This is a genomic window from Marinobacter sp. 1-4A (assembly GCF_016597725.1).
In the GTDB taxonomy this organism is placed as follows: domain Bacteria; phylum Pseudomonadota; class Gammaproteobacteria; order Pseudomonadales; family Oleiphilaceae; genus Marinobacter.
This window is the reverse complement of record NZ_VCGY01000003.1, coordinates 386885-398866: the sequence shown is the minus strand read 5'-3', so window position 1 is coordinate 398866 and position 11982 is coordinate 386885. Positions and strand designations below refer to the sequence as shown.

The 11982-nt window shown below is 53.8% G+C and carries 11 protein-coding genes and 1 riboswitch; of the genes, 6 read left to right on the top strand and 5 right to left on the bottom strand.

What is annotated here, in order from left to right; all coding sequences use genetic code 11:
- Positions 1 to 105: 105 nt before the first annotated feature.
- Entirely contained in the window at positions 106 to 1869 is a 1764-nt protein-coding gene (locus FE845_RS08860; RefSeq protein WP_200363564.1) for an ExeM/NucH family extracellular endonuclease, read from the bottom strand.
- A gap of 16 nt (positions 1870 to 1885) precedes the next feature.
- Positions 1886 to 2788: a helix-turn-helix transcriptional regulator gene (locus tag FE845_RS08855; RefSeq protein ID WP_200363561.1), complete on the bottom strand. Its 903-nt coding sequence runs from the start codon at positions 2786 to 2788 to the stop codon at positions 1886 to 1888.
- Between the two features lie 209 nt (positions 2789 to 2997).
- Here FE845_RS08855 and FE845_RS08850 point away from each other — a divergent pair, with 209 nt between their 5' ends.
- The 6 genes from FE845_RS08850 to FE845_RS08825 all read left to right on the top strand — a co-directional run bounded on the left by FE845_RS08850 (position 2998) and on the right by FE845_RS08825 (position 8976).
- A complete protein-coding gene (locus tag FE845_RS08850; RefSeq protein WP_200363559.1) occupies positions 2998 to 4284 on the top strand; it encodes an MFS transporter in 1287 nt (428 codons plus the stop codon).
- A gap of 172 nt (positions 4285 to 4456) precedes the next feature.
- Entirely contained in the window at positions 4457 to 4882 is a 426-nt protein-coding gene (locus FE845_RS08845) for a MarR family transcriptional regulator (RefSeq protein ID WP_200363557.1), read from the top strand.
- Between the two features lie 4 nt (positions 4883 to 4886).
- Positions 4887 to 6281, top strand: a complete 1395-nt coding sequence (locus tag FE845_RS08840; protein ID WP_200363555.1) for an MDR family MFS transporter — start codon at positions 4887 to 4889, stop codon at positions 6279 to 6281.
- 38 nt (positions 6282 to 6319) lie between these two features.
- Positions 6320 to 6427: riboswitch (yybP-ykoY riboswitch) on the top strand.
- A gap of 80 nt (positions 6428 to 6507) precedes the next feature.
- Positions 6508 to 7077, top strand: a complete 570-nt coding sequence (locus FE845_RS08835; protein WP_200363553.1) for a TMEM165/GDT1 family protein — start codon at positions 6508 to 6510, stop codon at positions 7075 to 7077.
- 53 nt (positions 7078 to 7130) lie between these two features.
- The gene (locus FE845_RS08830) at positions 7131 to 8177 is read left to right on the top strand and encodes a L,D-transpeptidase family protein (protein ID WP_200363551.1); all 1047 of its coding nucleotides are present in this window, start codon (positions 7131 to 7133) and stop codon (positions 8175 to 8177) included.
- Between the two features lie 46 nt (positions 8178 to 8223).
- Positions 8224 to 8976 carry an SDR family oxidoreductase gene (locus FE845_RS08825; RefSeq protein WP_200363549.1) on the top strand — a complete coding sequence of 251 codons (753 nt, stop codon included), beginning with the start codon at positions 8224 to 8226 and terminating at the stop codon, positions 8974 to 8976.
- A 101-nt stretch (positions 8977 to 9077) separates the two neighbouring features.
- Here FE845_RS08825 and FE845_RS08820 read toward each other — a convergent pair whose 3' ends face one another.
- The 3 genes from FE845_RS08820 to FE845_RS08810 all read right to left on the bottom strand — a co-directional run bounded on the left by FE845_RS08820 (position 9078) and on the right by FE845_RS08810 (position 11956).
- Entirely contained in the window at positions 9078 to 9359 is a 282-nt protein-coding gene (locus FE845_RS08820) for an Lpp/OprI family alanine-zipper lipoprotein (RefSeq protein WP_200363547.1), read from the bottom strand.
- A 203-nt stretch (positions 9360 to 9562) separates the two neighbouring features.
- Complete coding sequence (locus FE845_RS08815) at positions 9563 to 10123, bottom strand: L,D-transpeptidase family protein (RefSeq protein WP_200363545.1); 561 nt, start codon at positions 10121 to 10123, stop codon at positions 9563 to 9565.
- 108 nt (positions 10124 to 10231) lie between these two features.
- The gene (locus FE845_RS08810; protein WP_200363543.1) at positions 10232 to 11956 is read right to left on the bottom strand and encodes a potassium/proton antiporter; all 1725 of its coding nucleotides are present in this window, start codon (positions 11954 to 11956) and stop codon (positions 10232 to 10234) included.
- Positions 11957 to 11982 lie beyond the last annotated feature (26 nt).

Below are 11982 nucleotides of genomic sequence, written 5' to 3'. Positions count from 1 at the left end.
CTTTGCAGCTCCTCTCCCCCATGACTTCAATGACGGGTCTGCGGGCGCACGAAGCCAATCGGGTGGTGTAATGGCGGAACCGTGCAGGAGTTTGAGGGGGTTATGTCAAAGCTGGATATCGGTAATTATCGGGTTGTGATCTGAGGAACGCCAAGGTGATACGGCGGTGCCCGGCAGATTGTTACGGTAACCCAGAGCCGGTGGTTCGTCGGCGTTAATGGTCCAGATTTGAGCACTGAGAACCCGTGGCATGAGCGACGAGGATGCAAGGGCGTAATCCAGTGATCCTTTTTCACCTTTGTACCTGTAGGTGTAGTGATCGCACTTTTGTGCTGTGCACGGATGGAAGTGGTGCACCATGCTGGTGAAGCCTGCACGTTTCAGGGCTTGAAGTGGCGCTTCGCGGAAATAGCTGTTGAGGTCGCCGGTGATCAATGTGCCCGCTAAATCGGGAACTTGCGGAAGTTGTTCAAGCCAGTCCACAAGCGCCCGGGCCGCATCGACGCGGCGCTGGGCATAGCAGCCTTGGCCATCGTTTCTGTCTTGATCTTTACCCGTCGCGCCTTTACAAGATTTTGATTTCAGGTGGGGTACCGCCAGCTGAACAGCAAGGCGCTGCCCCTTGGGTCTAAATGTCTGCGCCAATGGTGGACGGCCTTGCTCGCTGAAAGGGCTTGTGTTCAGGCGCACGGGCTGGGCTTCGGCGACAATGCGATCATGGCGGTACAGCATACCGGTGCGGATCTGGTCGCGACCGTCAGCGTTAGGCGTAGCCACAAACGCCCACTCCGGCCCAAGAGCTTCCGCAAGCTGTGCTATTGCGCTGGTTTCGCTATAGCCGTCGCTTTCCAGTTCGCTTATCGCCAGAATATCCGGGTCCGGGCGTCGCATAGCCTCTACCAACCGTCGGTGCTGCACCCCAAGTGCGAGAGATGTCGGTGCCCCACGGGCAGTTGGAAACCCCATGCCTTTACCGTCACCGTTGAAGTAATTCTCCAGATTCATCGTCATAACCCGGATATGCGGGATGTCTGGTCGTGCAGGGGCGGGGCGGCGGGTATTCACAGTCTCGAAAACCGGCGGGCGTTCCGGCTGCACCCGCCAAGCACCAAAACGGTAATCAAGAATACCGGAAATGTTATGGACTCTGTCGCCACTGCGGATAGTGTTCTTGCCGGTTAGACCATCCGGGGGCCAGGGAATCGGATCGGGCTCGCGTGCGCCACGACCATCGTCAAGAAGCAGGCGTTGTTGTCGATTGCGCTCGGCAATCTGTGCCGCCTGCGGGCCAGGCTCCATATACTCGGTAGGCACAACCTGATCGCCAGCCGCCAATGTGAGTTCACCAAAACGTGCGAGATTCCAGGCGTCTATAATCGTTAGGGGCTGAGTGACCCGCACTCGCATGTTTTCCATCGATTCCAAAGCGTTAGGCCATAACAGGGTTAGGTCTTGAGCCTTCGGAAATTCGGCTGGGCCACACGACTCAATGGTTTTAATATCGACCAGTTCGGTCAGATTGTGAAATTCTTTGACTGTGCCGGTAACCCGCAAGCGCTCTCCCGGCATTCCGGTTTTTTTACGGGTATAGATAAACAGGGCTTCTGAGGTTTCTGGATTGTTATCGGTTTCACCGTCGGCCTGTTGCAAGTAAAAGCCGTCAAATCCACCGTCCATGCGGGCATCGAATGTAAGAACGCCTTCAACCGTAACTCGGTGGCCAACCAGCGGTGAGGTGTCTCCCCGGCCCTGAATTTCAGAAACCGGAGTCGCGGCATCGCCACAATTACTTGCTGCCAGCACCAAAGAGGTTGGCAGCAGTAACAGTGACAGAGCTAAGGCACGAATACAGTCTGTGCTTGACGTCATAGTGGCCGGCTTTTGGCTAGCGGTGGCCCGCAACCGCTTTCAAGGCGCGTTCGCGTTTGCTGCCAAACCCGAGTTGGTCCGGGTTGGTCAGTTCAAGCTGCTGAATAAGTGGGTCCGGGTGTTGGCTATCAAGTGTGATGCCAAGCCGCGACAACACATAGGGTGCCAAGGCGGCCCGTGTTTCAACGCTTAAACATCCATTCTCCATTCCGTAATCCAGCGCTATGATCTTCTGCTGAGCGTCGGTCAGGCGGTGGTCGGGGGAGATGGACATGGTGACGTTGCGGTTCCAGTCATCATCTTGCTGCACGGTATGCTTGGCTTTTTGCCGTAGCGCTACCGGAGCTGAGTGGAATCGGCTAAGAGCAAAATCCCGGTATTCACGGTTGGAGTCGCACCAGGCGCGGAGGTGCCAATTGGTGCCGGTGCATACCAGAGTGTGTGGCTCAAGAATGCCCTCTACGGCCTCGGGACGGCTTAGGGATGAATAGCTGGCTCTGAGCTGGCGGCCATGGCGTGTGGCTGCCACAACAGCGCGCATGATTTCGGGGGCTATAACGCGGTTCGGACTGAAAACAACCGTGCTGTCGGGCAAGCCGATATCCAGAGTTTCAAACGTGTTGCTGAGGCTCTGTTGCCGGGCGAGCAAGTCCATGTATTCATTCACATGCCCCCGGGTTACAACCGGCTTATACCGGGCCGAAGGCACATAACCTTTGAGGTGGCGATCATAAACTAGATTGCCGGGAGCAAGTTCGCGTAGGTATGTGTTTATATCCTTAGATGCTTGCTGCCGACCGATACCAAAGCTGTGGCATATGTGGTTTGTCGTCAGGCGACCCTCCCACAGTGCGATGGTCTCGATGAGTCGGTAGCGAAGCAGCAAATCCCATCGGATGGGCCAGTCCGTTTTTTTCATAACCAGACGCTCACGGGTTCATTGAGTAATGGCTGTATATATTACCTCCTAAGGGTGTTTGGGTCTGTTACGGCACATTAATGTAAAATTTTGTGAAACAGCGTTTTAACGGGGCCTGGTGCCGCCTTGCGGCTTCGGGAAGTGCTTAGTAGTCACGGCCCCGGTGTGCTGTTGTAATACCGAGCTAGAAAATCCCCGGAGTTTCCCCCATGACCCGAATGGTCACCTCGCTTTCTGCGCTTCTTTTGAGCATTGTTTTGCTGGTCAGCGGAAATGCGTTTCTGATGACGTTGCTCGGCATCCGCCTAAGCATTGAATCGGTTTCACCCGACGTTATCGGTTGGGTGCTGGTGTGCTATTCCATTGGCTTTGTTCTGGGCACCCTATACGTGCATCAAATCATTGGCCGTGTGGGACATATTCGAGCCTTCGCGGCGTTTGCAGCGATTGCAGCTGTTACGTCATTGATGTACCCAATGGCCATATCGATGGTGTTCTGGGCGCTCCTGCGGGTGCTTTCGGGCTTCACGATTGCGGGTGTGCTTGTTGTTATCGAAAGCTGGTTTTCCAGCCGTGCCAGCAACAGCAATCGCGGCGCGCTGTTTGCTATCTACCAGATTGTTTTTTACCTCTCAGCGGCGGGCGGCCAGCTCATTATTAATGTGGGCGACCCTGCCAACTTTATGCCGTTTTCCATAGCGGCTATTCTGCTGACGCTGGCGCTTGTTCCCCTATCGCTTACCCGCATGGAAGCTCCGGTTATCGAGCAAGTTCAACGCATTTCATTCTTCACGCTGGCCCGAGAGTCGTTCACCGGTGTTGCGGGCGCCTTGATTTGCGGCGTGCTGATTGGAGGCTTTTATGCGTTAGGGCCGGTGTATGCAACGCTCATGGGGTTGGATGTCGCCAAAACATCTTCGTTTATGGCAAGCGCCATTGTTGCAGCCATGTTGCTTGCATGGCCACTTGGCCGATTGTGTGATCGCTTTGACCGTCGCCGTGTAATGTTCTGGGTGGTGTTTTTTGCGGCCCTTGCGGCGGTTGGGGTTAGCTTCACGGGTGCTGAAAACCTTTGGTTGCTCACGCTTCTTGTGGGTGCCTTTACTGGGCTCTCGGCAACAATCTATCCGATCTCTGTCGCCATAACCAACGACCGCATGGAAAGCACCCGCATTGTGGCCGCCAGTGCGACCTTGTTGCTCAGTTACGGTGTGGGCAGCGTCATTGGCCCTATCGCTATGGCGGAGCTGATCAATCTGCTGGGCCCGAAAGGCTTGTTTTTGGGCAACGCCGGGTTTTTGCTGATTCTTGCTGTAATTACTTCTCTGCGCATCACCTATACAGAAGACGTGGCGGTGGAGGATCAGGAGCATTATGTGCCTGCAATGCCAGAAACCTCGTCTGTGTTAACTGAACTCGATCCGCGAAATACCGAGTTTCAGGAGTCTCCTGAGATTGAGGAGATGAACGAGGAACCCTTGCGTCAGACAGGCTGATTTCAGGTTACAGCGCCGCTTTTCGGTTTTTCCCGATTCTGTTTTTGCTTTAACATCTGTTTTTATCTCAATGGTTAGCTTACTATTGGTAGCTTTCCTGTAATGTAAGCCTTTTGGTCGGCACTGTGTGACTCGCGGAGCGCGATTCCGGCCCTGGAACGGAGTAGTCGTTATGAAAGATCAGTTCCCTTTTGCCGTCGCTCGAGTAACCCGTCGTTGGCGCAAACTATTAGATGAACGCCTGAAAGACTTGGGTGTTACTCAGGCGCGCTGGACCACAATGGTCTACCTGCAGCAAGGCGGTGAAGGCCTAACTCAGCGCGAGTTAGCCGGGTTGATGGCCATTGAGAACCCTACGCTCGTGCGCTTGCTCGATAGCCTTGAACAGCAGGGCTTGATTGAACGCCGGGCTTGCCCAAACGATCGCCGGGCGCGCCGGCTGCACCTTACTGACCCCGGGCGAGATTTTATGGCTGTTCTTACAGCCCGCGCTGATACGTTGCGCGATGAAATGCTCGATGGTGTGGACCTTGCCGATATCGAAATCGCGCTCAAGGTATTCCATAAAATCATGGATAACGCTGAAAAGCAGAAGTAATCACTTGAGTGATAACTCTGTTGATGGCCTGATCGCTCGTTATGGTGCGAAGTGGCGGTGGTTAGCGGTCTGTACGGTAATGGTGGGAACCATCGCGACCGTATTGAGTGCCACCGTGGTGAACGTTGCGCTCCACGAAATTATGGTGGAGTTCGGTATTCGTCAGGGGCAGGTGCACTGGCTGGCAACCGGGTTTATTGCGGCCATGACAACAACCATGCTGGCGTCTTCATGGTTGCTTGATCACTTCGGCGTACGCAAGACACTGGCGATTGCCATGGCTGCCTTCACGCTGATTTCAGTGGTTGGCGGCTTTGCCAGCACGCCGGAGCAGTTAATTGCAGCCCGCGTCGGGCAAGGCGCCATGGCTGGCCTTATGCAGCCCATGGGCATGTATTTGGTGTTCCGTATTTTTCCCCGTAACCGCCGCGGCCAAGCCATGGGGATCTATGGCATGGGTGTTGTATTGGCTCCAGCGCTTGGGCCTGTTCTGGGCGGCTTTTTGGTTGACCAGCTGGATTGGCGCTTTGTGATGTTTGCACCGGCGCCGGTCACCTTTATCGGGGTGTTTATGGCGCTTCGGTTTTTACCCACGCCAGCTTCCCGGCCAGCGCCCTACCGATTTGATTTGCCCGGTCTGGTGTTGCTTGGAGCCACTGTGGGGCTTTCTCTGGATGCCCTGAACCGCCTACAGAATTTTGAAGGTCAGGAAGCTCGGGTTGCCATTGAAGGACTTTTGGCACTGGTGCTTTTGGTTATGTTCGTATTGCGCGAAAAACGTATAAAGCACCCTTTGGTGAATGTTAGCCTCCTGCGTAAACCAAGCTTTTTGTACGCCAATCTGGGGGCTATGGCACTCGGGTTGGCCCTGTTCGGTTCCACCTACTTAATACCCTTATACGTTCAGACGGCTTTGGGCTACACAGCAACTCAAGCGGGTCTGCTGATGCTGCCCGCGGGTATTGTTTTGGGGATGACATTTCCATTGGCAGGAAAGCTGGCCGACCGTGGCGGTGATGCACGCAAACTGGTGATTTTCGGAATGGCTATGTTTGCCTCGTCAGCCATTCTATTTGCGTTATCCAATCTTACCCTGGCTTTTGGCTGGCTTATGCTCTGGACAGTGTTCGGCCGCATAGGCATTGGGTTTATGTTGCCATCTTTGTCGATCGGCGCTTTGAATCCACTTGAGCCCGAAGAGCTGGGCGCCGGTTCAAGTACCATCAACTTTACGCGCCAGTTGGGTGGAGCATTTGGGGTGAACATTGTGGCCCTGACCATTGAGTTCGGTGAGCATAGTGGCGGCGTGCCCACCATCAATGCCTTCCATTCCGCTTGGTGGTTGGTTGCCCTATTTGTTGCTGTTGCGGCACTGCCGGTTTGGCGCATGCGGGCTTAGCGTGTTTGCCTTGCCCGTTATGATTAACTAATATGGTCCAACTCTTCAGGGGAGTAGCCTCCGCATCCGGTTACGGATCGGACGGTAGTCAACATACTTGGGGCCCATCCCCATGGCTACCGTGTTTCACTTGGCTTAAGTGAAATTGGCAAGACCTGAGGCAGTTTCACCTCCAAGGGCGGAAGGTGGGCTGTCTCATGTCTGATTATCCGCCCCGGAAAAACCCATGGACGCTTTTCTTACTTCAACCGTAGCGGTTGCCATTGCCGAAATTGGTGACAAAACCCAGCTACTCTCGCTTTTTCTTGTTGCTCGTTACACCCAGCGCACTCCCATTGTTTTGGGCATACTTGTTGCGACTATCTTGAATCACGCGCTCTCGGCTTGGCTGGGCGCCTGGGTAGCGGCCTGGATTCCTGCAATCTGGCTGCCTTGGATTCTAGCTGTGAGCTTTGTCTTGATCGCATTGTGGCTGCTTGTGCCAGACAAAGATGACAGCGATAACTCCCGGTTTCTGGGAATGGGTGCCTTTATGGCAACGACCGTTATGTTCTTTTTGGCGGAGATTGGCGATAAAACGCAGATTGCCACGGTTGTACTGGCGGCCCGTTTTACCGACACAATCTGGGTTATCATCGGTACAACAGCGGGTATGTTGCTGGCCAATATACCGGTTATCATGGCGGGGCACTGGTTAATGGAGCGTTTGCCGCTGGCAACCGCCCGGGTATGTGCAAGTATTTTGTTCGCGATGATGGCTGTTGTGACTCTCTCATCGGTCGTTTGGAACTCCTGAGATGGGCCGCTGTCACTGCACGCAAAGAAGCAGGCTTATGTGGAATAGGATTTATGGGATTTAAAACGTCTTTGGTATTACTGTTAATTGGAACATTGGCCTTGCAGTCTGTGTGGGCCGCAAAGCCCAGCAGCACACTTGAAAAACCTGCGGTAGAAGCAGCAACGGATCGTAGCCCGCGAGTTCCCACCTTTAAAATCAATGGTGATTTGGCGGGCCGTTTGGGCAGCTTTACTACCCAATACGAAGACACCTTTGCCGAAGTGGGTAGCCAGCTTGCGATGGGCTATCTTGAGCTTGTGAAAGCCAATCCGGGTGTTGATCCCTGGCTGCCCGGAGAAGGCACCACAATTACTCTACCGCAACAGTACGTTATTCCTGAGGCCCGCCGGGAAGGCATTGTGATTAATCTGGCGGAGTACCGGCTTTACTACTTTTCTGAAAACGGTGTGCAGGTTTACCCGGTTGGCGTCGGCACGTCTGAAAACCCGTCCCCTTTGGCTGACGCAAAGGTCACTATGCCTCTGGAATCTCCTGCGTGGTACCCGCCCCAAAGTATCCGTGCCGAATATGAAGCTTCTGGCGACTTTTTGCCGCGAATGATCCCGCCCGGCCCTGATAACCCCTTGGGCACTCATGCTCTTTTGCTGAGTGAGAAGGGATATTTAATTCACGGCACGAACAAACGGTTTGGCGTTGGCATGCCGGTTAGCCATGGCTGTTTCCGCATGTATAACGAAGATATCTCCCGTTTTGTCTATCAGGTCGCCAAGGGCACATCGGTTCAAATTGTGAACGACCCTGTAAAGATGGGCCTTTCAGAGGGCGAGGTTTGGCTTGAAGTTCACCGCCCCCACGAAGACTACAGTCAGCAGGAAAGGGATCGCCTCTGGCGTGAAGTAACTCTTGAAGTAGAAGCCTTCCGCCAGAAATATCCGGGTGTAGAGGTGCAACGCAAGGCGATTGAGCTGGCCGTAGATCAGGCGAACGGAATCCCGGCTATGGTTGGCGAACAGGTTTCGCGGCTGGCGTCGGATAAAACATCAAACGATAAACAGCGTCCGCCATCGGAAGAACCGGAACAGCAATTGTATTTCTGATGCGGCGGCTGCCCGATTTCTAGATAACAATAAAACAGGAGAACCCATGAAACGCACCATACTGATCACCGGAGCCAGTTCCGGTCTTGGTGAAGGCATGGCCCGTGAGTTTGCGGCCAGAGGTGATAATTTGGCGCTGTGTGCCCGTCGTACCGAACGGCTGGAAACCTTGCGTGATGAGCTGGCGGGTAAATATCCCCAGATCACCATCAGTATTCGTGCTCTAGATGTGAACAACCACGAACAGAATTTCGAGGTTTTCCGTGCTTTTCAGCAGGAATTTGGCACTCTGGATAGGGTGATTGTTAACGCTGGTATTGGCAAGGGCCAACCTTTGGGTACCGGTGCGTTTAACGCCAACCGCCAAACCGCAGAAACCAACTTCGTTGCCGCCTTGGCGCAAATGGAGGCGGCTATGGAGATTTTTCGCGAGCAAAACCGGGGGCATCTGGTTACCGTGTCGTCAGTCACAGCTGTTCGTGGCATGCCGGGTAATGTGAACACCTACGCGGCCACCAAGGTGGGCCTTGCAGCGCTTTCAGAAGGTTTGCGGGTTGAGCTGAAAAAGGCGAAATCACCCATCAAGGTGACAACCCTGTATCCGGGCTACATCAGAACGGCAATTAATGAGAAGGTAAAGAATGCACCCTTCATTGTGGATGCACAAACCGGTTGTAAAGCCATGGTGAAGGCCATTGAATCCGGTAAAAGCGAGAGCTTTGTTCCTACTTGGCCTTGGACGCCCATCGGCTTCCTGATTCGGCGCTTACCGGTTTCCGTGCTCGCTAAAATGTTCTAACACGCCCTTGAAAGTTACCCCGGTGTGGGAGTGCTATAAAAGACAGTGTCATAAAAAAGGCCGGGATTCCCGGCCTTTTTTGTAGTGCTTCAGCTCAAATCTTACTTCTTGCTGGCACGGTCGAGCATACGCTTGGCGCGCTCGTTTGCTTCGTCAGCAGACTTCTGAGCTGCTTTCGCTGCTGCCAGAGCACGGTCAGCGGTTTGCTGCGCGGAACGCGCGGCGCTGGCGGCGCTGTTAGCGGTGTTCATTGCTTTGTCTGCAGATTGCTCAGCAGAGTTAGCAGTTGCATTGGCTTCGTCAAGAGCGCCCTGGTCGCTAGTTGCACAGCCTGCAGTTAGAGCGGTAGCCAGTGCGATTCCGGCGATCGTCAGTTTACGCATTGTAAATCCCCTTATTGGTCGAGTTATTTCCTGTTAATCCGAAAGTCAGTTCAAACGACTTCCTGTCAGCTTCGGCCCGATAGGCGTTGACTACCGGAGTCGTGAAACAGTGTAAAACACTCTGAGCGGAAATGTTAACTAAGTATACGTAAATTTTCTTAGGTTATGACAACAACTTAATGCTTGTGTCATGGGGGAGGTGCTCAGGGGATGATGCGTATTGGCGTGCCATCGTTTACCAGTTGCCAGATTTCATCCATTTCCTGATTGTTGACGGCAATGCAGCCGTTGGTCCAATCCAAACCTGTATAGGCAAACGCCATATCGCCTGCGCCATTGGGCAGGCCGTGAATCATAATGCTGCCACCAGGATCCAAACCCCAATTTTCTGCCATCTCACGATCTTTGGCACTGGGGTAGGAAATATGAATGGATTTGTAAAAATCACTACCGGAATTGCGCCAGTCTAGGGTGTAGTCGCCTTCGGGCGTGCGCTCGTCGCCCTCATAGAGTTTATGCCCCTCTGGGTTATCTCCAAGCGATATACGATAGCTACGGACGATTTCCTCACCGTTCATCAGATAAAGTCGGCGTTGCCCCTTTTTTACCAATACCCGGTTGACCACCAAGGAGTCGACGGGAGATTCCTCAATGACCGGCATGCGGGTATCTGCTCTGGCAAGTAACTCAGAACCGTAGACGGGAAGGCTCAAAGCGATAAAAAAAGCCAAAAAGCAGCGAGTTAATAAACGGGGAATAGCCATAACCTTAACTTACCAATGATTAATCTTTGCGCAGAACCGTTTATAACATAACCGGTGCGCTAGATGTTAAGGGGTTTTGTTAACTTTTATAGCTATCCGATGAATTGGTCACACATTTTGCGATTTATCCATTTTCAGGCCAACTTTAGTCACTTGGTCTGCTTCTGTAGCTCTGGCTACAAGAGTAACCGGGCCTAGGACGACGGTATCGCCAACCACCGGGTGGCCTTTGGTGCGTTTTGCAAAGCACTCGGCCAAAGACAAGTCCGGCGACAGTTCATCAAATTCGATGCCATAAACTTGTTCCACATCGCCAAGAAGTGCATCGCCATTGAGTACGAAGTCCCCGAAGAAGGCCCTTTCAGCCAAATATTTGGGTGTGTGGCGCCCGCTTAGCGATTTGCCCAGTTCCTTCATTACGCTGGGCGTGGCAAACATGGCTACCATGTCGCCACTGGACACTTCCAAATCAGCCTCTGGCTGCAGACAAACCCGGTTACGAAAGACCCCGGCAACGGCTGTGTTTTCCGGGAATCGCAGCTGGCCCAGCACTCTTGGGGTCTCCCAGTTCTCGCCCCGCAGAGGGAACAGCATCAGTTCGTGATCACCAGCGGCGGGAGCATCCAGCGGCAATCGGCGAAAAGGCTCGCCGTTTGCGGGGACTTCCAAGCGCAGCAAGCGTGCTAGCGGGGTGATAGTGGTGCCCTGAACCAGCAAGGAAACCAGCACGATAAAGAAGGCGGCATGGAACACCAGTTGCGCTTCCGGAAGGCCGGCGATGATCGGGAACAGTGCCAGCACGATCGGTACGGCACCGCGCAAGCCTACCCAGCTGATAAAGCCCAGCTCCCTGCGGTTAAAACCGAAAGGCCAGATAGTGGCCATAACGGTGATCGGCCGGATCACGAAAATCAGGGCCAGCGCTAGCACCAGGCCACTTCCCGCCAGGGGCAGTAGGTCGGACGGATTAACCAACAAGCCAAGAATGAGGAACAGGCATAGCTGAGCCAGCCATGCCAAACCGTCGTGTACCTGCAGAATCATGGGCATCATCCGCACCTTGCGGTTACCGATCACAACACCGCAGAGGTATATGGCCAAGAATCCGCTGCCGCCGAACAGGTTAATAACAGAGAACAAAAGAATGCCTGCGGCCACTACCAGAAGAGGGTAGAGCGAGGGCATAAGGCGAATGCGGTTGGTCAGTTCCGAAATTAGATAACCGCCGACGACACCACCAATACCACCAATGCTGAACTGTTTGAACAGCAAAATCAGTGAGTCTTGAATGGCATGATCACCGTCGCTGGCAATCAGAGTGACCATCATCAGCGTAAGGAAGATCGCCATGGGGTCGTTACTGCCGGATTCGATTTCCAGAGTGGCGCTGACCCGTTCATTCAGGTGCAGCCCACGACCCTGCAGCAATGAAAATACTGCTGCCGCGTCGGTGGATGAAATGATGGCACCCACCAACAATGCGGTCATCCAGCTCAAATCGAAAACCAGCCAGGCAACAAGTGCAGAGCCCAAGGCGGTCATGGCTACGCCAACAGTAGCAAGAAGCATGGCGGGCTTCAGGCCTACGCGGAAGGTTTCCGCCCGGGTGCGCATACCACCGTCAAGGAGGATAACGCCCAGTGCTAAACTGGCTACAAGAAAAGATAGTTGGAAGTCGTCGAATTCAATGCCACCGGGACCATCTTTGCCCATCATCATGCCTACTGCCAGAAATACTAGCAGTACAGGCATGCCTACCCGACTGGAGAGCGGGCTCAAGAGGATGCTGATGACAAGCATCAGAGCACCGACCAGAGTGAGCATTGGATCCATTAGAACTCCGTATGTGAGTGCCAGCG

What these genes read in the sequence shown, in the direction of transcription:
- FE845_RS08860 (WP_200363564.1), bottom strand. Translation starts at nt 1,869, where the DNA reads ATGACGTCAAGCACAGACTGTATTCGTGCCTTAGCTCTGTCACTGTTA.
- FE845_RS08855 (WP_200363561.1), bottom strand. Translation starts at nt 2,788, where the DNA reads ATGAAAAAAACGGACTGGCCCATCCGATGGGATTTGCTGCTTCGCTAC.
- FE845_RS08850 (WP_200363559.1), top strand. Translation starts at nt 2,998, where the DNA reads ATGACCCGAATGGTCACCTCGCTTTCTGCGCTTCTTTTGAGCATTGTT.
- FE845_RS08845 (WP_200363557.1), top strand. Translation starts at nt 4,457, where the DNA reads ATGAAAGATCAGTTCCCTTTTGCCGTCGCTCGAGTAACCCGTCGTTGG.
- FE845_RS08835 (WP_200363553.1), top strand. Translation starts at nt 6,508, where the DNA reads ATGGACGCTTTTCTTACTTCAACCGTAGCGGTTGCCATTGCCGAAATT.
- FE845_RS08830 (WP_200363551.1), top strand. Translation starts at nt 7,131, where the DNA reads ATGGGATTTAAAACGTCTTTGGTATTACTGTTAATTGGAACATTGGCC.
- FE845_RS08825 (WP_200363549.1), top strand. Translation starts at nt 8,224, where the DNA reads ATGAAACGCACCATACTGATCACCGGAGCCAGTTCCGGTCTTGGTGAA.
- FE845_RS08820 (WP_200363547.1), bottom strand. Translation starts at nt 9,359, where the DNA reads ATGCGTAAACTGACGATCGCCGGAATCGCACTGGCTACCGCTCTAACT.
- FE845_RS08815 (WP_200363545.1), bottom strand. Translation starts at nt 10,123, where the DNA reads ATGGCTATTCCCCGTTTATTAACTCGCTGCTTTTTGGCTTTTTTTATC.
- FE845_RS08810 (WP_200363543.1), bottom strand. Translation starts at nt 11,956, where the DNA reads ATGGATCCAATGCTCACTCTGGTCGGTGCTCTGATGCTTGTCATCAGC.